General features: G+C 63.7%; 21 protein-coding genes. 8 read left to right on the forward strand and 13 right to left on the reverse strand.

The genetic code is table 11. The annotated features are described in order from the left end of the window. Positions 1 to 5: 5 nt before the first annotated feature. From ACVRRC_RS14940 to ACVRRC_RS14950, 3 genes are all read right to left on the reverse strand, one after another. A complete protein-coding gene (locus ACVRRC_RS14940; RefSeq protein ID WP_472997169.1) occupies positions 6 to 1,316 on the reverse strand; it encodes a leucine-rich repeat-containing protein kinase family protein in 1,311 nt (436 codons plus the stop codon). A 91-nt stretch (positions 1,317 to 1,407) separates the two neighbouring features. Next, complete coding sequence (locus ACVRRC_RS14945; RefSeq protein WP_013982889.1) at positions 1,408 to 2,436, reverse strand: RNA methyltransferase; 1,029 nt, start codon at positions 2,434 to 2,436, stop codon at positions 1,408 to 1,410. 22 nt (positions 2,437 to 2,458) lie between these two features. Beyond that, positions 2,459 to 3,607 carry an MFS transporter gene (locus ACVRRC_RS14950; protein ID WP_013982888.1) on the reverse strand — a complete coding sequence of 383 codons (1,149 nt, stop codon included), beginning with the start codon at positions 3,605 to 3,607 and terminating at the stop codon, positions 2,459 to 2,461. A gap of 439 nt (positions 3,608 to 4,046) precedes the next feature. Between ACVRRC_RS14950 and ACVRRC_RS14955 the strand changes: the two genes are divergently transcribed. Next, positions 4,047 to 4,346: a DUF1883 domain-containing protein gene (locus ACVRRC_RS14955; protein WP_013982886.1), complete on the forward strand. Its 300-nt coding sequence runs from the start codon at positions 4,047 to 4,049 to the stop codon at positions 4,344 to 4,346. Between the two features lie 40 nt (positions 4,347 to 4,386). Further along, complete coding sequence (locus ACVRRC_RS14960; RefSeq protein ID WP_125912746.1) at positions 4,387 to 5,376, forward strand: DMT family transporter; 990 nt, start codon at positions 4,387 to 4,389, stop codon at positions 5,374 to 5,376. Positions 5,377 to 5,381: 5 nt separating this feature from the next. On the opposite strand, the gene ACVRRC_RS14965 is transcribed toward ACVRRC_RS14960, so the two are convergent. Together ACVRRC_RS14965 and pnuC are read right to left on the reverse strand one after the other, a co-directional pair. Continuing rightward, a complete protein-coding gene (locus tag ACVRRC_RS14965; RefSeq protein WP_049339790.1) occupies positions 5,382 to 5,906 on the reverse strand; it encodes an AAA family ATPase in 525 nt (174 codons plus the stop codon). Then, positions 5,903 to 6,463 (reverse strand): nicotinamide riboside transporter PnuC, encoded by a 561-nt coding sequence (pnuC, locus tag ACVRRC_RS14970; protein WP_045159134.1) that lies wholly within the window; start codon positions 6,461 to 6,463, stop codon positions 5,903 to 5,905. Before pnuC ends, ACVRRC_RS14965 begins: the two co-directional genes overlap by 4 nt. Positions 6,464 to 6,693: 230 nt before the next feature. On the opposite strand from pnuC, the gene ACVRRC_RS14975 reads away from it, so the two are divergent. Then, positions 6,694 to 7,791, forward strand: coding sequence for an acyltransferase family protein (locus ACVRRC_RS14975; RefSeq protein WP_230485781.1), 1,098 nt, complete (start codon positions 6,694 to 6,696; stop codon positions 7,789 to 7,791). A 98-nt stretch (positions 7,792 to 7,889) separates the two neighbouring features. On the opposite strand, the gene ACVRRC_RS14980 is transcribed toward ACVRRC_RS14975, so the two are convergent. Continuing rightward, positions 7,890 to 8,216, reverse strand: coding sequence for a DUF5629 family protein (locus tag ACVRRC_RS14980; RefSeq protein ID WP_037000814.1), 327 nt, complete (start codon positions 8,214 to 8,216; stop codon positions 7,890 to 7,892). A 54-nt stretch (positions 8,217 to 8,270) separates the two neighbouring features. Beyond that, positions 8,271 to 11,963: a methionine synthase gene (gene metH, locus ACVRRC_RS14985; protein WP_472997170.1), complete on the reverse strand. Its 3,693-nt coding sequence runs from the start codon at positions 11,961 to 11,963 to the stop codon at positions 8,271 to 8,273. 163 nt (positions 11,964 to 12,126) lie between these two features. On the opposite strand from metH, the gene ACVRRC_RS14990 reads away from it, so the two are divergent. The 4 genes from ACVRRC_RS14990 (at position 12,127) to ACVRRC_RS15005 (ending at position 17,201) form a co-directional block, all read left to right on the forward strand. Further along, entirely contained in the window at positions 12,127 to 14,403 is a 2,277-nt protein-coding gene (locus ACVRRC_RS14990; RefSeq protein WP_472997171.1) for a fatty acid cis/trans isomerase, read from the forward strand. 123 nt (positions 14,404 to 14,526) lie between these two features. Further along, the gene (gene nfuA / locus ACVRRC_RS14995; protein ID WP_011913347.1) at positions 14,527 to 15,111 is read left to right on the forward strand and encodes a Fe-S biogenesis protein NfuA; all 585 of its coding nucleotides are present in this window, start codon (positions 14,527 to 14,529) and stop codon (positions 15,109 to 15,111) included. A 147-nt stretch (positions 15,112 to 15,258) separates the two neighbouring features. Next, positions 15,259 to 16,242, forward strand: coding sequence for a response regulator (locus ACVRRC_RS15000; protein WP_013982878.1), 984 nt, complete (start codon positions 15,259 to 15,261; stop codon positions 16,240 to 16,242). 2 nt (positions 16,243 to 16,244) lie between these two features. Then, positions 16,245 to 17,201 (forward strand): sensor domain-containing diguanylate cyclase, encoded by a 957-nt coding sequence (locus ACVRRC_RS15005; RefSeq protein WP_017246111.1) that lies wholly within the window; start codon positions 16,245 to 16,247, stop codon positions 17,199 to 17,201. A gap of 18 nt (positions 17,202 to 17,219) precedes the next feature. Here the strand turns inward: ACVRRC_RS15005 and ACVRRC_RS15010 are convergent, their stop codons facing one another. The 6 genes from ACVRRC_RS15010 to ACVRRC_RS15035 form a co-directional block, all read right to left on the reverse strand. Next, positions 17,220 to 18,317, reverse strand: coding sequence for a DNA topoisomerase IB (locus tag ACVRRC_RS15010; RefSeq protein ID WP_014596768.1), 1,098 nt, complete (start codon positions 18,315 to 18,317; stop codon positions 17,220 to 17,222). A 56-nt stretch (positions 18,318 to 18,373) separates the two neighbouring features. Then, positions 18,374 to 18,583 (reverse strand): hypothetical protein, encoded by a 210-nt coding sequence (locus ACVRRC_RS15015; protein ID WP_014596767.1) that lies wholly within the window; start codon positions 18,581 to 18,583, stop codon positions 18,374 to 18,376. A 58-nt stretch (positions 18,584 to 18,641) separates the two neighbouring features. Continuing rightward, positions 18,642 to 19,334, reverse strand: coding sequence for a DUF421 domain-containing protein (locus tag ACVRRC_RS15020; RefSeq protein ID WP_011913342.1), 693 nt, complete (start codon positions 19,332 to 19,334; stop codon positions 18,642 to 18,644). 93 nt (positions 19,335 to 19,427) lie between these two features. Next, the gene (locus tag ACVRRC_RS15025) at positions 19,428 to 19,709 is read right to left on the reverse strand and encodes a hypothetical protein (protein WP_013982874.1); all 282 of its coding nucleotides are present in this window, start codon (positions 19,707 to 19,709) and stop codon (positions 19,428 to 19,430) included. A 142-nt stretch (positions 19,710 to 19,851) separates the two neighbouring features. Then, positions 19,852 to 20,121, reverse strand: a complete 270-nt coding sequence (locus tag ACVRRC_RS15030; protein WP_011913340.1) for a hypothetical protein — start codon at positions 20,119 to 20,121, stop codon at positions 19,852 to 19,854. Positions 20,122 to 20,521: 400 nt separating this feature from the next. Beyond that, positions 20,522 to 22,156: a methyl-accepting chemotaxis protein gene (locus tag ACVRRC_RS15035; RefSeq protein WP_014596765.1), complete on the reverse strand. Its 1,635-nt coding sequence runs from the start codon at positions 22,154 to 22,156 to the stop codon at positions 20,522 to 20,524. Between the two features lie 259 nt (positions 22,157 to 22,415). Here ACVRRC_RS15035 and ACVRRC_RS15040 point away from each other — a divergent pair, with 259 nt between their 5' ends. Continuing rightward, complete coding sequence (locus tag ACVRRC_RS15040; RefSeq protein ID WP_013982872.1) at positions 22,416 to 23,246, forward strand: undecaprenyl-diphosphate phosphatase; 831 nt, start codon at positions 22,416 to 22,418, stop codon at positions 23,244 to 23,246. Positions 23,247 to 23,261: the final 15 nt, after the last annotated feature.

Here is a 23,261-nt window from a genome sequence, read left to right on the forward strand (position 1 = left end):
GCGCGTCAGAGCGCGGCGAGAAGGCTATGCAGACGGTCGAAGTCCGGTCGCTGCTCGATGTTGTCGTTCAGGCAATGTCGTTGCAGATCCAGCAGGACATGCTGACGTGGATCGGTGTCCGGGCAGCGTTGCAGCAATTCTTCCAGCAGGCAACCGAAAGCGCGGGCTTCGATGCGCTTGAGGCGCTGTCCGGCTGCGCTGTCGGGCTCGAAGAAGGAGGCCGCGCCGAAATCGCTGAGCAGGCAGGCGCCACTCGGATCGACCAGCAGGTTGTGGGCATAGAGGTCGCCATGCAGGATGCCGCGGCGGTGCAGGTGAGCAACGGCGGACGCGACGCCGCTGGCGATGCTCAGGACCTGTTCGAGGCTGAAACGCTGCTCTGCACCGTAGCTGTCGCGCGTGCAGCTGGCCAGCGAGGGTGGCCCGGCCAGGGGCTGGAAGCCAGGGTCGACGAGATCCATCAGCAGGCCGGGCGTCAGCTCTGCGTGGTCGGCAAGTGGGCCGGCGACGTCGATCAGGTTGGCGTGACGGCCAGCCGCCACGCACGCGGCCATTTCGCTATGCGGCAGGCCGTCGCTGGTGACGTGTCCCTTGAACAGCTTCGCCGCCATGGGTCGCGGCGCCTGGCCGGGCACCTGCCATTGCGCTCGGTGAATGACGCCGGAGGCTCCCTGGCCGAGCTGTTCATGCAGCATGACTTGCGCCCGAGCAATTGCCGGCAGCGAGTGGCGTGCAAGGCTCGCGGCCTCGTTGGCGTCGCTGAAGGGGTTGCCGGCGAAGGCCAGCCAGCTCAGGCGCGGCAGTGTCAGCAGCCAGTCTGGCAGCAGCTGCAGGCGGTTGGCGGCGATGCGCAACAACTCCAGTTGGGTGCATTCGGACAGGGACAGCGGCAGGCTGGTCAGCCGGTTGCCGGCGAGCATCAGCTTCTGCAGCCTTCGGCAGTTGCCGATCTCGGCGGGCAGGCTTTCCAGCTGGTTATCGGTAAGGATCAGCCAGCGCAGAGCCGGCGGCAAGGAATCGGCAGGCAGATGACGAATACGATTGGCCTTGAAGCCGACCATTTCCAGCTGCGGGCAATCGCCGAGGCACTCCGGCACCTCGGTGAACGGGTTGTCCGAGCAGAACAGGATCCGCAGCTTGCGCAGCCGGGATAGGTCGGCTGGCAGGCTGTCGAGCTGGTTGCCCGAGAGGTTCAGCACTTCCAGCGTATCGGCGAGGCCGAAGATCGCGTCGGGAAAGACGTCAAGGCCGGCGGAAAGATCAAGGCGGCTGATGCCGGCCAGTTCGCCACGTTCGAGTTGTTCCAGGGTATGCATGCGGTGTTGCGCTTTCCTTGCTGAGATGAACACCGAAACGGCGTCTGCTACAGCGCTCCGACAGCCGTTGGCGAGGTGGGTTCAGGCCCGATCAGCGCGGCCGCCTGCGTCCGAGCACTTGCTCGGCGCGGGCGCGCAGCTGGCCGCAGCCGCCATCGATATCCTGGCCGGCCGAATTGCGCACCTTGGTCAGCACGCCGCGGCTGTGCAGATAGCGCACGATCTGCACGATGCGCTCACCCTCAGGCCGCTGGTACGCGTCGTCTTCCAGGCTGTTGTAGGGGATCAGGTTCATCACCGCATACTTGCCCTTGAGCAGGCGCAGGATACCGTCCATCTCCTCCTGGTTGTCGTTGATGCCCTTGAGCAGCGTCCACTGATACTGGATCGGGAAGCCTGTCGCGCGGGCGTAGGTCTCGCCAAGCTCGACCAGTTCCTCCGGGGCGATCTGCGGTGCGCGCGGCAGCAGCGCCTGGCGCAAGGCACCGTCGGTACTGTGCAGCGACAGCGCCAGGGCCGGCTTGACCCGTTGCTGCGGCAGGCGCTCGAACACGCGCAGGTCGCCTACGGTGGAAAACACCAGGTTCTTGTGACCGATGCCGCCCTCGGTACCGAGCAGGTCGATCGCCTCGAGTACGTTGTCGAGGTTGTGCGCCGGCTCGCCCATGCCCATGAACACCACCTTCTTCACCGGGCGGAAGCGGCGGGCGAGGGCGACCTGAGCAACGATTTCGGCACTGCCCAGCTGGCGCAGCAGGCCGCTCTTGCCGGTCATGCAGAACACGCAGCCCACCGCGCAGCCGACCTGGCTGGACACGCACAGTCCGTCGCGCGGCAGCAGCACGCTTTCCACCATCTGCCCATCGCCAAGCTCCACCAGCAGTCTTGCCGAACCATCGGCAGCCGGGTGCTCGGAGCGCAGGCGGGCCAGTGCGTCGATTTCCAGGCTCAGCGCCGGCAGACCTTCGCGCACGCTCAGCGGCAGGAAGTCCTCGGCCTGCTGCTGGCGCCGCCCGACATCGAGCGGCAGGCCCTTGAGCCAGGCGCGGGTCATCCGCCCGATATGACGGGGCTTGGCGCCGATATCGGCGAGGCGTTGCTGGAAGTCGGGGATGCGCATAGGGCGCGCATTCTAGCCGGGCTCACGCCGCGAAGCGACGGCAGAACGGCACGATACCGAGCAGCAGGACGGCGAGCAGTGCGAAGGCCATGCCCAGCGAGCTGAAATGGGCGACCATGCCCATCATCGCCGGGCCGGCGAGCACGCCGGCAAAGCCAATGGTAGTGGCGACGGTGACGGCCAGCTGCACCGGCATGCCGTCCTGCCGGCTCAACGAGGAGATCAGCACGGGCGAAACGTTGGCGCACCCCAGGCCGCACAACCCATAGCCGACCAATGCCAGCGCCCAGTGATCGGCAGTCAGGCTCAGACCGATGCCGAATGCCGCCAGCATGCCGCCGAAGGCGATGACCCGCGCCGTGCCTAGGCTGTTCACCAGCGGAGCGCCAGCGAAACGGGCGATGGTGACCATCAGCGCGAAGGCCGCATAGCCGAGCCCGCCTCTGGCGACTTCCAGGCCTTTCTCACCGGTCAGATAGAGCGCGCTCCAGTCCAGCACGGCGCCTTCGGCGAGGTACACGACGAAACACATCAGGCCGACCAGCATCACCAGCCCGGTCGGGCGGACGAAGGCGAGGCCGCCACCGGGCGCGCGATTCGGCAGGTAGCCGCGCGCAAGGGCCAGGTTCGCCGCCACGATCACGCCGATCATCATGAAGCTACCGACCTCCGGTGCCAGACCCAGGCTCAGCAGGCCGGTCAGCACCAGCGCACCACTGATGGCGCCGAGGCTGTACATGCCGTGAAAATTGGACATCAGCCGGCGGCCGACAGCGGTTTCCACCAGCACCGCCTGAATGTTCATGATGACGTCGATGACGCCCAGGCTGCCGCCGAAACAGAACAGCGCCAGGCCCAGCCACCCGATCGAATCGGTCAGCGCCATGCCGGCCAGCGCTAGGGCCAGCAGCGCGACACTGCACAGCTGCACCGGGCGAATGCCCCAGCGGGCCACCAGGACGCCGGAAATGGGCATCCAGGTCAGCGAGCCGATCCCGATGCACAGCAGCAACAGACCGAACACCGCATCGGTCATCTCGATGCGTTCACGGACATAGGGCACCAGCGGCGCCCAGACGGAAAGGCCGAACCCGGCCATGAAGAAACCGCAACGGGTCGCGTTGCGCACGATGGGGGCATCAATCTGAACGGTGTTACGAACCGCGAACATGGGCGGCGGACCTCGATAAGCAGGAAATGGATGTGCAGGAAAAGGCGCGACTGGGCGCCATCACCACACGGCCAGCAATCCGGTATCGAAGAGAAACAGCAGCCGACTTCCTGCGGGCAGGCTGACAGAGCAGGGACGTGACGTGCTGTACATGGCAGGAAGGAGACTTTCGGACAGGTCGGCAGAGCATACACAACCCGGTCCGTAGGACAACCCGCTCGCGGCGAGCGCGGTCAACCTCGGCGCATCAGGCCCGGGGCGATACCGATACGAGCGCCGATGTCGCCCGTCCACATGTCGATGGCCAGGCCAAGCAGGATGCCCTGGGTCAGCCACTTGGGCTGCATGCCTTGTGCGGTCCGGGATCGTCGGCAGGCCGGTTCCAGCGGTATGCATGCTATCGTTCTGCGCTTTGCCACAAACCGTGTCGGAGCAGTCGATGAAGTTCATACACCAGCGCGAGCACCTTGAAGAAGGTGACATCGTCGTTATCCAGTGTTCGCAGACCTGCAATATACGTCTGATGAACGACGCGAACTTTCGCAGCTTCAAGAATGGCGGCCGGCACACTTACCACGGCGGTGCGTTCGACCGTTTTCCAGCGAAGATCGTCGCGCCAAGCTCGGGTTTCTGGAACATCACTCTGGACACCGTCACTCGGCGGCCGATCAGCGTGACGCGCAAACCGAACCTCACCTATTCCATCAAGGTCATTCGACGGTCGGCGTCGCGTTCATAGACGCCGCGCCAGCCCGAAACCATCCCGCCGGAGCGAAGATTTGAGTCGTCGCTATCAAGAGCCCAGCCATACGCCCACCATCAGCCGAGACGATCCGCGCGCAGGCGCGACGACGCGCGGCCATGAGCGCAAGCGTGTCACCCAGGCCCATCTAGGCATGCTGCTCTGGGCGCTGTTCGTCGGGCTTTCCTTTCCCGCGGTCGGGCTGCTCAGTGACGGGCTGCCCCCGTTGCTGCTGACGGCGATGCGCTTCGGCATCGCCGCGCTGGTACTCGCGCCGCTGGCGTGGCGCCAGAGCGATGGGCGCCCGGGCTGGCGAACCCTCTTGCTCTACGCGGCCATGGGGCTCTGCCTGGCGGGCTTCTTCGGCACCATGTTCTGGGCGGCGCATAGGGTCAGTGCACTGTCCATGGCGACCCTGTTCGTCAGCGTGCCGCTGCTGGCGTACTGCCTCGGCCGGGGGCTGGGCGTCGAACAGCGCGCGGGCAGGCTGCTCGCCATTCTCGCGCTCGGGGCGAGCGGGGCGCTGGGGCTGGCCTGGGCCGAAAATGGCGGCGACTTCTCCGGGATGCAGCTGGGCTTCGGCGAGCTGGGTTTCTTCTTCGGCTGCGTCGCCTCGGCGCTCTATCCGGTGCTCAGCAAATGGGGGCTGGCCAACGGATCGTTGCCGACCCAGGCGGGCCTGCGCACCTTCTGGAGCCTGGTGGCGGGCGCTGTGCTGATCGGCCTGATGGGGGCGATATGGGAGCGACCGGCGGCGCTGCTACACATGAATCTGCTGGACCTGCTACTGGTGACCTACCTGGGCGTGTTCTCCAGCGCGATGACCTTCTTCCTGCAGCAGCGCGCCACCAGCGCACTGACCCCCGGGGCGGTAACGGCCTACAGCTACCTGGTGCCCTTCGTCTCGATGCTGTTGCTGTTCTTCGATCAGCCCGCGCGCATGGGATGGCACTGGCTGCCGGGCAGCCTGCTGGTCATCCTCGCCATCGGCCTGCTGCTGCGCCGGGACGGGCAGCCAAGCCGCTGAGGCGGTCAGCCATCCAGCAGCGCTCGTGTCCAGGCAATTGCCTGACGTTCGCGCTCGGCCCAGTCACCAGCGATTTCAACGAACGGCTGCCGATGCTGCCGAAGCCAGTCACGGCATTGCTCATAGAAGCGCTGCCTGTCGTCTAGATCCGGCTGGCAGCGCTGTCCGTCCGCATGCCACTCGGCGCCTGTGGGCGAGAGCAACAGGTGCTGGTGGTATTCACGCGCCTGCAGTTCGGCTTCCAGCCAATCGGGGCAGTCGCCGAACAGCGTGCGGCTCCAGAGCACGTTGCTCAGCAGATGGGTGTCGAGGATCAGCAGATGCGGTGCGGCGGCCCGTGCGGCGTCTTCCCGGGCCAGTTGGCCGCGGGCAATGGCCGGGATGTCGGCCAGCGTCGTGTCGCGTTGCGTCCGCTCGATGTAGTGACGCACGTACTCGTCGACCAATAGACCGCCAAAGCGGCGTCGCAAGCGATCGGCCAGCCAGCTCTTGCCGGTGGATTCCGGTCCGGTGAGCACGACGACCTTCATCGGGCGGCCACCAGGGTCGCACGCCATTCACGCAGCCCCATCACCGCCAGCGCGGTGAACAGCGCGTAGAGCCCGGCCGTCAACCAATAGCCCTGGAAGCTGAAGAAGCCGACAAACAAGGCATCGACCACGATCCACAGCGGCCAGCACTGCAGGCGCTTGAGTGCCATCCACAGCTGCGCGAGCAGGCTGAAGGCGGTCAGGCTGGCATCGATCCAGGGAAACGCCGCCTCGGTGAAGCGAGCCATTGCGCTGCCGAGCAGCAGGCTGCCTAGCACCGCCATGCCGATGCCGACCAGCACTTCCGGCCCGCTGGCCAGGCTCACGCGCCGGCCGTGTCCATCGGCGCCGCGGGTCCAGGCCCACCAGCCATACAGCTGCATCGCCGCGAAGACGCCGTGCAACAGCACCTGGGAGTACAGCTTGGCATCGAAGAAAAACCACGCATACAGCGACACCATGCCCAGCCCGATGGGCCAGCACCAGCTGTTCTGCCGCACGGTCAGCCAGACGGCGATAACGCCCAGCAGCGAGGCGATCAGTTCGAGAAGCGACATGGCGGTGACCGGTGGCGAAGAACGAGGGGCGCGATCATAACGGAGCCGGGCCTCGTCCGGATCGCGGCCGGCGAGATTGAACGACCCCGACATCGACCTGTCTTGGACAATGCAAAGGCGCAGCGGGAGGCTGGCCTGATGTCGAACGAGGCCGCGAGGCGATGGAATCGATCCTGAATGACCCAGGCAATGGCTGGTAGTCGCGGCGGCTGGCGAACAACGGATGGCTTATGAGTGATGCCGGTGCGCGGCACGGCAAGAATCGCAACATTCAATTTCTTCGTGGCCTGGCAATCGTGCTGGTGCTGCTGGCCCACGGCTCGGTCATGCTGATAGATGCCGAGGCTGTCTGGTGGGATGGGGCGCTGCAACGCTTTCTGCCGGGTGTCGGAGTCGACCTGTTCTTCCTGATATCCGGCTTCCTGATGGGGGCAACCTTCCTGCGCAAGCACAGGCAATTCGACGCGGCGGCGGTGTACGGGTTCTACAAGAAACGCATTCGCCGCGTGCTGCTGCCGACCTGGTTCTGGTCCGCGGTGGTATTGCTGTTCGCCGTGCTCGAGCCGCCACGCGGCGCACCCAGCTATTCGCTGGACACCCTGCTGGGCGTGACCGCGAGCGCGGCGTTCTTCCTCGCCAATGTGTTCAACGCGCTGCACGAGACGGATTTCGGCTACTTCTGGTCGATTGCCCTGGAAGTACAGTTCTACCTGCTTTTCCCGCTGCTGCTCCTGCTGGGCAGGGCGTTCTGGCCGGCGGTGATCGGCATCGTGCTGTGGTTCAGTTTTGCCAATCCGTTTGCGCCCGAGTGGCTGTTCCGAGCCAACGGGCTGTTTCTCGGCCTGTTGCTGTGGAAGCTGTCGTCCCTGGAATCGTTTCGGCTGGTCGAACGGGACATCGAGGCGATGTCGCCTGTGAGCAAGGTGCTGGTGATGGGCCTGTCGGTGCTGGCGGCCAGCGTGCTGGCCATCGCGCTGGAGCCGTTCGCGTCGTTCCGCTGGGCGGCGACGACGCTGGTGCTGGCCGTTCCTTTCATGCTCGCGGCCTGTTCCGGCGAAGCCATCTTCGGCAGCCTCTCGCGCCCGCTGGAAGCCATAGGCCAGGTTTCCTTCTCGCTGTACCTCTGCCATATCCCGGTCTGGCTGCTGTGCATGCACTGGCTGGACGATCAGCCGGTGCTACCGCGCGTTGCGCTCTGCGTGACGGTCTCGCTGATCGTCGCCGGGCTCAGCTACCGGTATATCGAGCGCCCGCTGACCGAAGGGGCGGTATCGCGTGAACCGGCGATTGACGAGGTGGGCACCCGCGCAGCCGTCCGCAGCCGTTGACGGATGGGGGCGCCTAGCTGGGGGCGCCTTTCTGGCGTGCCTGGATGGAGGGCGCCCGATGGGGGCGCCTCAACGGGGTGCGGCTGAGGTGCAGTGGACTACTCGTCCTCGTCCTCGCCGCCAATGGCGCTGAGGCATTGCAGGCGGTGCGGGCCTTCCAGCAGCCAGCTTTCATCTTCGGCGTCGCGCTGCGCCTCCATGATCTGGTTGTAGCTGAACTGCCACTGGCGGCGGGTCCGGCCGTCCACCAGGTCGATGGTCAGCAAGGTGGCCTCGCTGGCGAACGGCTGGTTGGCTTCTGCGGCTGCGTCGGCCTGATCCAGCACGGCTTCGTCGAGCGCGAACTGCCACGCGTGCAGGCCGTCGATGATCAGCATGTCGGCATTTTCGAGTTCGTCGATCAGCCAGGGTGTTTCCGATGACATGGTGCACTTGCTCCGTGGATCGAACGCAGGCGTCGGGAGACGCCCGCGTCGAGATCAGTTGTCGTAGCCCAGGTTCGGCATCAGCCAGCGCTCACTGATGGCCAATTCCTGGCCCTTGCGCTGGCTGTAGCTTTCCACCTGATCCTTGTCGATCTTGCCGACGGCGAAATACTGCGCCTCGGGATGGGCGAAGTACCAGCCGCTGACCGCCGCGGTGGGCAGCATGGCGTAGTGCTCGGTGAGGGTGACCTGGCTGATGCCGTCGGCATCCAGCAGCTGGAACAGCGTGCCCTTCTCGGTGTGGTCCGGGCAGGCCGGGTAACCGGGGGCAGGGCGGATGCCCTTGTACTGCTCGCGGATCAGTTCCTCGTTACTCAGCCGCTCGTCAGGCGCATAGCCCCAGTAGTGCTTGCGCACCTGCTCGTGCAGCCATTCGGCACAGGCCTCGGCGAGGCGGTCGGCCAATGCCTTGACCATGATCGAGTTGTAGTCGTCGCCCTTGTCCTGATAGGCCTTGGCCAGTTCCTCGGCACCGATGCCAGCGGTGCAGATGAAACCGCCCACGTAGTCGGTGATGCCGGTGCTCTTGGGTGCCACGAAGTCGGCCAGCGACAGGTTCGGCTTGGCGTCCGGCTTGATGGTCTGCTGGCGCAGGTGATGCAGGGTGGCCAGCTTCTCGCCGTTGTCACCGTACACTTCCAGGTCATCGTCCTGGACCTGGTTGGCCGGCCAGAAGCCGAACACCGCACGTGCGCGGATCAGCTTCTCGTCGACCAGCTTTTTCAGCATGGCCTGGGCATCGTTGAACAGCGAGGTGGCCGCTTCGCCAACCACCTCGTCCTCGAGGATGCGCGGGTACTTGCCGGCCAGGTCCCAGGCGATGAAGAAAGGCGTCCAGTCGATGTAGTCGACCAGGGTGCGCAGATCGATGTCTTCCAGCACCTGGCGGCCGGTGAAGCTCGGTTTGACCGGGGCGTAGCCGCTCCAGTCGAACGGCGGCTTGTTGGCGATGGCATCGAGGTAGCTCAGCCGTTCGGTGCGCGCACTGCGGTTGGCGGTGCGCTCGCGGATCATCGCGTACTCTTCGCGGGTCTTGTCGACGAACGCGGGCTTGAGTTCCTTGGACAGCAGAGTGGTGGCCACGCCGACTGCACGCGAGGCATCGGTGACATAGACCACTGCATCGTTGCTGTACTGCGGGTCGATCTTCACCGCGGTGTGCGCCTTGGAGGTGGTGGCGCCGCCGATCATCAGCGGCAGGCTGAAGCCCTGGCGCTGCATTTCCTTGGCCACATGAACCATTTCGTCCAAGGAGGGGGTGATCAGCCCGGAGAGGCCGATGATGTCGCACTTCTCGGCGATGGCGGTCTGCAGGATCTTTTCCGCCGGCACCATCACGCCCATGTCCACCACGTCGTAGCCGTTGCAGCCCAGTACCACGCCGACGATGTTCTTGCCGATGTCGTGCACGTCGCCCTTGACGGTCGCCATGAGGATCTTGCCCTTGGCTTCCGGCTTGTCGCCCTTTTCCGCCTCGATGAAGGGGATCAGGTGTGCCACGGCCTGCTTCATCACGCGAGCGGACTTGACCACCTGGGGCAGGAACATCTTGCCCGCGCCGAACAGATCGCCCACCACGTTCATGCCGCTCATCAGCGGGCCTTCGATCACCTCGATGGGGCGTGCGCACTGCTGGCGGCACTCCTCGGTGTCCTCCACGATGAAGGCGGTGATGCCCTTGACCAGCGCGTGCTCGAGGCGCTTGTCCACCGGCAGATTGCGCCATTCCTCGGTCTCGGCTTCCTTGACCGAGCCATCGCCCTTGTACTTGTCGGCGATCTCCAGCAGCGCCTCGGTGCCGCCGGCGCTGCGGTTGAGCACCACGTCCTCGACCGCGTCGCGCAGCTCCTTCGGGATCTCGTCGTAGATCTCCAATTGGCCGGCGTTGACGATGCCCATGGTCAGGCCCGCCTTGATCGCATGGAACAGGAACACCGAGTGGATCGCTTCGCGCACCGGGTTGTTGCCGCGGAACGAGAACGACACGTTGGACACGCCGCCCGAGGTCAGGGCATAGGGCAGGTTGTCGCGAATGAAGGCGCAGGCTTCGATGAAGTCGACGGCGTAGTTGTTGTGCTCTTCGATGCCGGTGGCGATGGCGAAGATGTTCGGGTCGAAGATGATGTCTTCGGGCGGGAAGCCCACCTCGTTGACCAGGATGTCGTAGCTGCGCTGGCAGATTTCGCGTTTGCGTGCAGCTGTATCGGCCTGGCCGGCTTCGTCGAAGGCCATCACCACCACCGCAGCGCCGTAGCGCTTGCACAGGTGGGCGTGGTGCTTGAACTGCTCGACGCCTTCCTTCATGGAGATGGAGTTGACGATGCCCTTGCCCTGGATGCACTTGAGGCCCGCCTCGATCACTTCCCACTTGGAGGAGTCGATCATGATCGGCACGCGGGAGATGTCCGGCTCGCCGGCGATCAGGTTGAGGAAGGTGACCATGGCCGCCTTCGAATCCAGCATGCCCTCGTCCATGTTGATGTCGATCACCTGGGCGCCGGCTTCCACCTGCTGCAGGGCCACTTCCAGCGCCTCGGTGTAGTTCTCCTCGCGGATCAGACGGGCGAACTTGGCCGAACCGGTGATATTGGTGCGCTCGCCGACGTTCACGAACAGCGAGCTGCGGTCGATGGTGAAGGGCTCCAGGCCCGACAGGCGGCAGGCCTTGGGAATGTCCGGGATCACGCGCGGCGGGTATTTGCTGACAGCCTCGGCAATTGCCTGGATGTGCGCCGGCGTGGTGCCGCAGCAGCCGCCGATAATGTTGAGAAAGCCGGAGGCGGCGAACTCTTCGACCACTGCAGCCATTTCCGCCGGGCTCTCGTCGTACTCGCCGAAGGCGTTCGGCAGGCCGGCGTTGGGGTGCGCGGAAACGAAGGTGTCGGCCTTGCTGGAAAGCTCTTCCAGGTACGGACGCAGATCCTTGGCGCCCAGAGCGCAGTTCAGGCCTACGGAGATCGGCTTTGCATGGCGCACCGAGTTCCAGAACGCCTCGGTGGTCTGGCCGGATAGCGTGCGGCCGGAGGCATCGGTGATGGTGCCGGAGATCATGATCGGCAGTTCGACGCCTTCGTCTTCGAACACCTGCTGTACGGCGAAGATGGCCGCCTTGGCATTGAGCGTGTCGAAAATCGTTTCGATCAGGATCAGGTCGGCGCCGCCCTCGATCAGGCCGCGGGTGGCCTCGACGTAGTTTTCCACCAGCAGGTCGAAGGTGACGTTGCGATAGCCGGGGTTGTTGACGTCCGGGGAGATCGAGCAGGTGCGGCTGGTCGGGCCGAGTACGCCGGCGACGAAGCGCGGACGGTCCGGTGTTTCGGCAGTCTTGGCGTCCGCCACTTCACGGGCCAGGCGCGCGCCTTCGACGTTCAGCTCGTAGACCAGTTCTTCCATGCCGTAGTCGGCCTGGGAGACCCGGGTGGCATTGAAGGTGTTGGTTTCCAGAATGTCGGCGCCGGCATCGAGATAGGCCTTCTCGATGGCCTGGATGACGTCGGGGCGGGAGAGCAGCAACAGGTCGTTATTGCCCTTCACGTCGCTCGGCCAATCGGCGAATCGCTCGCCCCGGTAGTCGGACTCCTCCAGCTTGTAGCTCTGGATCATGGTTCCCATACCACCGTCGAGAATCAGGATGCGCTGGCTGAGCGCGTGCTGGAGGGCCTGAAGTCGGGCGTTGCGAGCGGACATGGGAACTACCTGAAAAGCGGGAACGAAAAGAGCGCGAATGATAGCAAAGCTGCATGCTTTTTTAGCTGTCGCGCATTTGCATGAAGATTATTCAGGTTGGGCAGGCAAGCGGCGTTTGTCGTGCACGCATTAGAATGCAGGGTCACTTTCAGGCGTTCGTTTCATGTCCTACCGTTTCTGGCTCGGCTGTCTGTTCCTGCTCATCGGCAGCGCTGCACAGGCCGAAGTCCTCTCCTATCAGCGCGATATCCAACCGATCTTCACCGCCAAGTGCGTGGCCTGCCATGCCTGCTATGACTCGCCGTGCCAGCTCAATCTGGGCAGCGGCGAGGGCGCCGAGCGTGGTGCGAACAAATTGCCGGTGTACAACGGCGTACGCTCCAAGGCCCAGGCCCCGACTCGTCTGTTTTTCGACGCCGAAGGCGAGCAGGCCTGGCGACGCAAGGGCTTCCATTCGGTGCTCGACGCCCAGGGCGGTCAGGCGGCGCTGATGGCGCGCATGCTGGATCTGGGTCGCAGCCAGCCGCTGACGCCCAATGCCAAGCTGCCTGCGGAGCTGAATATCGGCATCGACCGGGAGAACAACTGCCCGTTGCCCGACGAGTTCGATGGCTATGCTCGCAAGACCCGGCACGGCGGCATGCCTTTCGCCGTGACGGGCCTGAGCGATCAGGAATACGCCACGGTGCAACGCTGGCTGGAGCAGGGCGGCGCGGTCGAGCCTCGACAGCTGCAGCCCTCGGCCCGGGAAGCGACGCAGATCGAACAGTGGGAACGCCTGCTCAATACGCCAGGCCCGCGCGGCAGCCTGGTCGCGCGCTGGCTCTATGAGCACCTCTTTATTGCCCATCTGTATTTCGAGGGAGGCGAACCCGGTCACTTCTATCAGTTGGTGCGTTCGCGTACGCCCAGCGGCGAGCCGGTCGATGCGATCGCCACGCGACGGCCGAATGACGATCCGGGTACCCGTTTCAGCTACCGCCTGCGGCCCATCAGCGACGTGATCGTGCACAAGACGCATATCACCTATCCCTTGAGTGCGACGAAGCTGGCGCGGGTCAGAGCGCTGTTCTTCGCAGGCGACTGGACCGTCGAATCGCTACCCGGTTATGGCGCGAATCACCGGGCCAATCCGTTCAAGACCTTCCAGGCGATTCCTGCCGAGGCGCGATACCAGTTCATGCTGGATAACGCTGAGTACTTCGTGCGCACCTTCATTCGCGGCCCGGTCTGCCGAGGCCAGATCGCCACTGATGTCATCCGCGACAACTTCTGGGTGTTCTTCCAGGACCCGCAGCACGATCTCTATGTCACCGATCGGCGCTTTCGTGAGCAGGCCACACCGCTGCTGGCCATGCCGGGGCAGTTCGACGAAATGGGCGACCTGCTGGCGTTCTGGAAGACCTATCGCGTGAAGCGCAACCAGTACGAGCAGCTGCGCACCAAGGCTTACGCCAATGCACCGGCCGATTGGCCGCAGATCTGGGCAGGTAACGAGAACGCCTTGCTCAGCGTGTTCCGCCAGCATGACAGCGCCTCGGTGCGCAAAGGGCTGATTGGCGAAATTCCGCAGACGCTCTGGTGGATGGACTATCCGCTGCTGGAGCGCACCTATTACCAGTTGGTGGTCAACTTCGACGTGTTCGGCAATGTGTCCCACCAGGGCCAGACGCGGCTGTATTTCGACCTGATCCGCAACGGCGCCGAGCTCAACTTCCTGCGGCTGCTGCCACCTGCATCGCGTCAGGCCATCCTGGATGATTGGTACGAGAAAAGCGGTCAGCTCAAGCTGCTGCTGGCCTACACATCGGTCGACCGCGCGACACCCACACAGCTTGCGCTGGAAAGTGGCGATCCCAAGCGCGTGTTCGCCCGGCAGCTGCTGGCGCGGCACGCGGGTATCAACGCCGCTCCCGACCCGATCAACCGCTGCCAGGGCACGCACTGCTATCGCGACCACCAGCCGGCCGAGCTGCAGCGTGTCGAACAGGCGCTCAGTCGGCTGACCAACCGGATGGCGGCCGGTATGCCTGCCATCCTGCATCTGCCCGAGGCGACCCTGGTGCGGGTCGAGTACGCCGGGGGCCGTCGGGAAATCTACAGCCTGCTGCGCAACCGGGCTCACAGCAACGTGGCGTTCATGTTTGGCGAGTCGCTGCGCTGGCAGCCTCGCCTGGATACCCTGACAGTCTATCCGGGCATCCTCAGCAGCTACCCGAACTTCATCTTCAACCTGCCGGCGGCGGACGTCCCGATCTTCGTTGCGGCGATGGAGCAGGTGAAGGCGGTCGCCGATCTCGAGCGGCTGGTCGAGCGCTGGGGCATCCGCCGCAGCCATCCGCAGTTCTGGCACTACTTCAACGATCTGACGCGCTATCTCGAGGAGACCGAGCCGGTAGAGGCCGGCGTTCTGGACATGAACCGTTATGAAAACCTCTAGCAGGCGTTCCAGGGCGATCCACGGAACGTGGAACTTGAAATCCGATAGTCCGACTAAAATACTAGGACTTAACCGTGGCAGTGGTTTGACGTACACTGCCGCGCATGTCTGCGAGGAGTTCCCATGAGCGCGATCACCATTACCGAAGCTGCACACGATTATCTGGCCGACCTGCTCGCGAAGCAGAACACCACCGGCATCGGAATTCGCATCTTCATCACCCAGCCCGGCACGCCCTACGCGGAAACCTGCATCGCCTACTGCAAGCCCGGTGAAGAAAAGCCGGACGACATCGCCCTGGCACTCAAGAGCTTCACTGCCTGGATCGACGGTACCAGCGAGCCCTTTCTGGAAGACGCACTGGTCGACTACGCCACCGACCGCATGGGTGGCCAGCTGACGATCAAGGCGCCGAACGCCAAGGTGCCGATGGTCAACGAAGACAGCCCGATGAACGAGCGCATCAACTACTACCTGCAGACCGAGATCAATCCGGGGCTGGCCAGCCACGGCGGCCAGGTAACGTTGATCGATGTGGTCGAGGAAGGCATCGCCGTGCTGCAGTTCGGCGGCGGTTGCCAGGGCTGCGGCCAGGCAGACGTGACCCTGAAAGAGGGTATCGAGAAAACCCTGCTGGCCCGGATTCCCGAGCTCAAGGGCGTGCGCGACGTGACCGATCACACCAACCGCGAGAACGCCTATTACTGATGGCGGCGGCCCGGCGGCGGCGTCCGCCGGGCCGTTCGGCAGGTTTCCAGGCAAAATGCCACTATTTTGCCTTCATGGGGCACACAGCGTCCTTGTCCTGCGATAAGCTCTTGCGCCTAGGTTGTCCGGGCAACGAGAGCTCGTACCATGTCTGCCATTTCCCTGTTGATCTGCGATGACTCAGCCCTCGCGCGCAAGCAGCTGCTGCAAGCGCTGCCGGCCGGCTGGCCGGTAACCGTCTGTCAGGCGGCGACTGGCTTGGAAGCGCTGGAGCGGATCCGCCAGGGTGGCGTCGACGTGATGCTGCTCGACCTCACGATGCCGGAGCTGGACGGCTATCAGGTGCTTGCGCAGCTGCGCGAAGAACAGCTCCAGTGCAAGACCATCGTCATCTCCGCGGATATCCAGGATGAGGCCGTGCGCCGCGTGCTGGCACTCGGCGCGCTGGCCTTCATCAAGAAACCCGCCGATCCGGTGCATCTCCATCAGACGCTGGCGAGCCTCGGCCTGCTGGACGATGTGTCGTCATTCATCGGTCGCGTCGAGGGCGGCCGGATCAGCTTCCGCGACACCTTCCGCGAAGTGGTCAACGTCGCCATGGGTCGCGCCGCTGCGCTGCTGGCGAGGGTGCTGGGCGTATTCATCCAGTTGCCGATACCCAACGTGAACATTCTCGAGGTCGGCGAGCTGCACATGGCGCTGGCCGATGCGGCCCGTGGCGACAAGCTTACGGCGGTATGCCAAGGCTACATCGGGGGTGGCATCGCCGGTGAGGCACTGCTGCTGTTCCATGACTCGGAAGTCGCCGACATGGCACGCCTCATGCGCCGGCAGGACTACCTGGAGATGGAGATGCTGCTGGATCTGTCGAGCCTGCTGATCAGCGCCTGTCTGAGTGGCATCGCCGAGCAGATCGAGGTGGTGTTCTCCCAGGGGCACCCGCAGGTGCTGGGGCAGCATGCGTCCATCGACGAGCTGATCCGGCTCAACAGCGCACGCTGGAAGAAAACCCTGGCGGTGGAGATCAGCTACAGCCTGGAAGGGCATGACATCCACTTTGACCTGCTGTTGTTGTTCACCGAAGATTCGGTCGAGCTGCTGACCCGCAAGCTCGCCCACCTGATGGAATGAGCATGAGCAATTCCGCCGAGTTGAACGAACTTCACTGGCTGCTGGCCATCGTCCAGAGCATCGACGTGGGTGTCGTGGTACTGGACCGCGACTATCGCGTCGAGGTCTGGAACACCTTCATGGAGAATCGCTCCGGTCTGCACCCCGAAAAGGCCCGCGGCCAGACGTTCTTCAACCTTTTTCCCGAAGTGGATGAGGACTGGTTCCGGCGCAAGGTGGAAAGCGTCATGACCCTCGGCACGCCGTCGTTCACCATCTGGGAACAACGGCCGTACCTGTTGCGCTTCAAGAACTACCAGCCGATCACCGGGCTGGAAGACTTCATGTACCAGAACACCACGCTCCTGCCGCTCAAGGGCATCAATGGCAGCATCGACCAGGTGTGCCTGATCATCTATGACGTCACCGATGTCGCGGTCAACCGCCGCCAGTTGCAGGCGGCAAACGCCGAACTGCAGCGTCTGTCCAGCACCGATCGCCTGACAGGTCTGTACAACCGCGGGCACTGGGAAGAAATGCTGCGCCTGGACTACGCCCGTCATCGCCGCTACGACAGCCAGGCCGCGCTGGTCATGTTCGATATCGACCATTTCAAGTCGATCAACGATACCTACGGGCATCAGGTCGGCGACGCGGTGATTCAGCAGGTCGCGGAGCTGATCCGCGAGAACCTGCGCGATTCCGATGTGGCGGGCCGTTATGGCGGTGAAGAGTTCGTCGTGCTATTGCCGGACACCGACAAGCAGGGTGCGCTGACCTTTGCAGAGCGACTGCGGCATGCGGTGGAGAGCCATGAGGTGCAGCATGAGCAGCATCGCATTCGCTTCACCATCAGCCTCGGCGTGGCCGACCTCAGCGTGCCCAGCAGCAGTCATGCACAGCTGATCGAGTGGGCGGACTCCGCGCTCTATGCCTCCAAGGCGGCAGGGCGCAATCGCGTCACCCTGCATCAGCACTGACCGCGTCGAAGCTGACGCTCAATCGGCCGCTTTGCGCAGAAAGGCAAGCAGGGCGACTTCCTCGGCGCTCAGCCATTTGCGCTTGCGCGCTGCCCGTAGCTTGACCAGCTCCCCATCGCTGAAGGCTTGCAGAATCGCCGGATGGATATAGCACTGGCGACAGACCGCCGGGGTATTGCCCAGCTGGCTCGCGACCTGCTTGACGGTTTCCACCAGGTTCTGCCGCGCGACGCTTGCCGAGGATGCGTCGAGCTTGCGCAACCGTTCCAGCGCCAACGCGCTGCCGGCCCAGGTCCGATAGTCCTTGGCGGTGAAATCGCGGCCGGTCATTTCCCGTAAATAGAGATTCACGTCGTTGGAGCTGACTGCACGGCGTTGGCCATCCTCATCCAGATACTGGAACAACTGCTGGCCCGGTAGCTCCATGCAGCGGCGCATGAGCCTGGCCAGGCGCCGGTCGCGCAGCGTCACCTCGTGCTCCACGCCACTCTTGCCGCGGAAATGGAAGCGGACCGCGGTGCTGCTAACGTTCACGTGGCGCGTGCGCAGTGTGGTCAGCCCGTAGGACCGGTTGTCCCTGGCGTAGCGGGAATTGCCGATGCGAATCAGGGTCGATTCGAGCAACGTGACCACCAGCGCCATGACCTTGTCGCGCGGCATGCCGGGCAGGGCCAGGTGCTTTTCCAGATCGCGGCGCAGCTTGGGCAGGGCTTCGCCGAACTCCAGCATGCGCTCGTACTTGTCGCTGTCGCGGATTTCCCGCCAGCGCGGATGGTAACGATACTGCTTGCGTCCGCGGGCATCGCGTCCCGTGGCCTGGAGATGCCCTTGCGGGTCGGGGCAGATCCAGACGTCCCGATAGGCCGGGGGGATCGCCAGTTTGTTGATCCGGCGAATCTCTTCTTCGTCACGGATGCGCTCGCCGCTCGGAGCGAAATAGGCGAACTTTCCACGCAGCTGTCGGCGGCGGATGCCTGGCTGCGCATCGTCCACATAATGCAGGTCGGGTGGCAGGGTAGGGCAAAGCAGCGTGCCGGTGTCGGCGGTTTCGTCCAGCGGGACAGGGCGGGTGCCCTCGGCCAGGGGTGGCGGTTCCGTCGCAGTGTCGTGGCGCATGGATGGCGGGTCCCCGCTAGGCCTCGCCAGGGAGCTGGCGAGGCGATGGAATGGGCTCAGTTGTCCTTTTCTGTACTGTTGCGCATCAACAGGCGAATTGCCGCGACAAGTTCGTCGACGGCCTCGCGATAGAGTTCGGGCTTCGCTTCGGTCTCCGCCTGGTCGGCGTGCTTGCGCGCGGTTTCGAGGTGATCGTTGATCGATGAGTAGTCGCCAAGCATGGTCTGCTCCTGCTGTTGATCGGGAAGGTAGCCGGCGTCGCGCATGGACGCGAACCGCCTCTATCAACTGACCGGCAGGAGCACTGGCGGTTCGTACCGTGCATCAGCGCGAGCGGCGGGTGGAAAGCGCCTTCGACCAGGTCGGATTGGAGCACCGCGGGCATCGCAGCGCTTGCTGGCTTTCCAGCGCCTGCGGAAAGCCGCAGCGGTTGCAGGCATACATGCCCGATGCCGGGATCTGCCGGAAGACCGGCCGGTACTCGGGCGGTAAAACCGAGAGCCCGGGGCGTACCGCTTCCGGCTCATGAAAGAACAGGCTCACGTTGCCGTCGTTTTCCAGTATGCCGAGTCTGACCTGGCCGAGATGCTCCACGCCCTGCTGGCGCAGCTCCATGAAGAACTCGTCCGCCGAGATGTTCATGCTGTCGAGGCTGCGTAGTTCGTAGATTCCGTCGCGAATGATGGTGACGGGTTTTCCTTCCAGCCACACACCGAACCGCGGGCTGCGGCTCATCAGAAACACGGTCAGGCGGTACAGCGCCAGCAGCGTGGCGAATACGGCCGCAACCGGCAGCAGCGGAACATCGTCGTAAAAGGAGACGTCTCCCGCCGCCGAGCCGAGGGTCAGGATGATCACCAGCTCGAACACCGACAGCTGCCGTATGCCTCGGCGTCCGCTCACCTTGAGGAAGACGAATACCGCGATAAAGGCAAGCAGCGCCCGTAGCGCCACTTCCGCAACGAACATCAGCGGAAACTCATGCAGAAGCATGCGCTGCAGATCAAAGGGGGTCATCTGGGATCGTCCTTCCGAGAAGCCGGCGCATGGCCGGCAGGCATAGCATTCGACCTATTCTGAAACGTCAGCGTCGACGAATGCAGGCCGCAGTCACTCCGCCGCCGCTACCTCGAATTCCAGATCGATGCCATCGCCAGTGCCATCTCCGACCACCGAACCGACGGCGGGCTTGCGTGTGACCTTGCGCCCTTCGTAGGCCTCGCTCAGATGGCGCTGAGCGATCTCGCTGATGTGATCGATCAGCCCGGGCATCTGGACGTCGCGCGGGACAATGAAGTGCAGCTTGACCGCTTGGGCGCTGGAGCCCTGAGGCAGGTCAGCGAGCCCGCAGCTCTGCCACTGATCGTTCACGTACGCTTCTGCACCTTTCATGGTTTTCTCCTGTTTCGCTCGTTGGTGTTGAGACCGCCAAACGGGCGAATGGGTCAGTCGCGAACGGTGCGTGCCGCCAAGCGCTGGGCATGAAAAAAGGCCTGGAGCGTTGGCTGCAGGCCTTGATTCGTGCTGCCCATCGTTATTCAGGCATGTGCCAGGGCGAGAAATGAGCACCGTCGCGGCTCAGCTGCGCGCGGGTCTTTTCCAGGGTTTCGCCCAGTTTCACCGGGTCGGTGAATACGCTGCTGGACATCTTGCAGCGGCCGAGCAGTCGGGCTTCGTCGCGATCGACGACGGTGATGCTGACTTCACCGTTACCTTCGGGCAGCGTCCAGGCGACGCACTGGAAAGGCTTGAACGCACGGTCGGTGATCAAAAGGGCTTCGTTGATACGCAGCGGGGTGTGCATGGGGCATGTCTCTCTGTGTGATACCCAAAATACCTGCAGCCAAGCTCGTTGGCGTTGGCCTTACATTGCAGTTGATGTACCCAGAGGACTGGCGAGTCACATGCGAGTTCGAAAAAATTTGAAGGCCTTTGCAATTAGCCAAAGGTATAAGGCTGGCGGTTCTCCGGCAGTCGTTCGGTAAGCGGACTTAAGTCGCTGGAAATACGGGAAAAACCATTTTCGGCAGAACGAATGCGGTTGTTCTCGCCAGGTCACGGAAAAATCCGGCTGCGACAACCTGTCGCGAATGGCGCGGTCGTTCAGCTTGTGTGTTTCGGCCTCACCATGGTGCCGAGAGGAGGGGGTGTGCCAGAGGATGGTGCCGTGCGGCTCGCCCACGCTGGGCGAGCCGCAGAGGCGGTCAGACGCGGAACTGGCTCAGCAGGCGATTCAGCTGACCGGCGAGTTCGCCGAGTCGCTTGCCGGCTTCGCTGGACTGCTCGGCGGCCAAGGTGCTTTCCTGCGCGAGTCCGGCGGCCTGGGTCACGTTCTGGTTGATGTCTTCCACCACGTGGGACTGCTGCAGCGTTGCGCTGGCAATGGAGGCGTTCAGGCCGGAAAGGTTGCGCAGCGCCTGGGCGATCTCACCGAGACTTTCGCCGGCCTGACTGGCCTGCTCGACGGTGAGCTGGGAGGCGCGATTGCTTTCCATGATGACGTTCACCGCGGCGCCGGAGTTCTTCTGCAGGCGTTCGATCATGCTGTGAATCTCGGCAGTCGACTGCTGGGTGCGCTGTGCCAGCAGGCGGACCTCGTCGGCCACCACGGCGAAGCCACGGCCTTGTTCGCCGGCACGGGCAGCCTCGATCGCGGCGTTGAGTGCGAGCAGGTTGGTCTGCTCGGCAATAGAGCCGATCACCTCGAGCACCGAACCGATCTTGGTGGTTTCGTCGGCCAGCGACTGGATCACATCCACCGCCTGGCCGATGGTTGCCGACAGCGCGTCGATCTGCTGCAGGCTCGTTTCGATGTTGCGTTGTCCCTGGCCAGCCTGGTTTTCCGCGCTGCCCACTTCGGTGGACGCGTGTTCGGCATTCTTCGCCACTTCCTGCACCGCGTAAGTGACTTCGTTGACCGCGGTGGCGACCTGTTCCATCTGCAGCATCTGCTGCTGACTTTGCTCATGGGCCTGGCTGGACAGTTCGCTCAGCGCGCGGGACGACTGGTCCAGCGCGCCGGAAGTCTCGAACAGCTGGCCGACGACGGTGCGCAGCTTCTGGGTGAAGCGATTGAAGTCGCGCCCCAGGGTGGTCAGCTCATCGTTGCCGGAGACGTCCAGCGTGCGGGTCAGGTCGGCTTCGCCGCTGGCAATATTGGCCATGGCCGCCATGGTATGGCGCAGCGGTCGGACGATGCTGCGAATCAGGATGGCGACCAGAACCGCCATGATTGCCGAGATCAGCAGGCCGATCAGCGAGAAGCGCGTCAGGTAGTTCCAGAACTCCTGCTCGACGTCGTCCACATAGATGCCGGAACCGATGATCCAGCCCCAGGGTTTGAACAGCTGCACGTAGGAGATCTTCGGAACCGGGTTCTCTTCACCGGGCTTGGCCCACATGTAGTCAACCAGTCCGGCGCCGTCACGCCGGGCAATGGCGACCATCTCGTTGAACAGCTCCTTGCCTTCCGGGTCCTTGATCTTCGACAGATCCTGACCGTCGAGCTTCGGCTGCATCGGATGCATGATCATCTTCGGGCCGAGATCGTTGATCCAGAAGTAGTCCTGACCGTCGTAGCGGAGCAGGCGAATCTGCTCGATGGCGGCCTGCTGAGCGTCGGCCGTGGTCATGGCTCCGCTGGTTTCGAGCTTGTGGTAGTGCTCGAACACACCGGCGGCTGCTTCCACGACATTGCGGGTCGCTTCCTGCTTGCCGCGGTACAGGTCGGAGCGGACTTGCTGAATCATCAGCATGCCGAGAATGAACAGCATGACCACGGCGACCACGGGGATCAGCCAGAGGCGCTTGCTGATGGGGACATTGCGCAGCAGATTCATGAATAGGCTCCTGAGGTTTCTTTCTTATCGTTGTATCTGACGGGTCGGTGCTAGCGCATCGCTCCGACCTCTCATAGCGGTCGTGCCGCGGCACTCTGAGTAGCTTTTCGGCCGCGCGTGGCTAAAAATGAGCCCCCTTTTGTCGTCCGTCGAGGAATTTAATTCTCCCGGACGAGTCAGAACAGCCGGCCAGATGGCTTTCTGACATATACCTTGGTTGCATTGAGTCGCGATGGACTGCATCGCTGTAGGGGAATAGATGGATCTTTGGGTTGCGATTCAGGCGCTGATCTTGGGTGTCGTCGAGGGGATTACCGAATTTCTTCCGGTCTCCAGCACCGGTCACCAGATCATCGTGGCGGATCTGATCGGCTTCGGCGGCGAACGCGCGCTGGCCTTCAATATCATCATCCAGCTGGGCGCGATCCTCGCGGTGATCTGGGAATATCGGCGCAAGATCATCGACGTGGTGGTCGGCCTGCCCAAGGAGCGTCAGGCACAGAAGTTCACCGTCAACCTGCTGATTGCCTTCATGCCGGCCGTGGTGCTCGGCGTGGCCTTTGCCGATCTGATTCACGAATACCTGTTCAACCCGATCACCGTGGCCGCCGCGCTGGTCATCGGAGGCATCGTCATGCTTTGGGCCGAGCGTCGTGATCACGCGATCCGCGCTGAGACAGTCGATGACATGACCTGGACGCTGGCCTTGAAGGTCGGTTTCGCTCAGTGTCTGGCGCTGGTGCCGGGCACCTCGCGGTCGGGCTCGACCATCATCGGCGGGCTGCTGTTCGGCCTGTCGCGCAAGGCCGCCACCGAGTTCTCGTTCTTTCTGGCAATGCCCACCATGGTCGGTGCTGCGGTCTACTCCGGCTACAAGTACCGCGATCTGTTCCAGCCGGGTGACTTTGCCGTGTTCGCCATCGGCTTCGTCACTTCGTTCATCTTCGCCATGCTGGCCGTGCGGGCACTGCTGAAATTCATCGGCAACCACAGCTATGCCGCGTTTGCCTGGTACCGGATCGGTTTCGGGTTGCTGATCCTGGCGACCTGGCAGCTGGGCATGATCGACTGGAGCACGGCTGTCGGCTAGAGCATCAACGAAATG

It is taken from the genome of Stutzerimonas sp. LR2 (genome assembly GCF_055755175.1).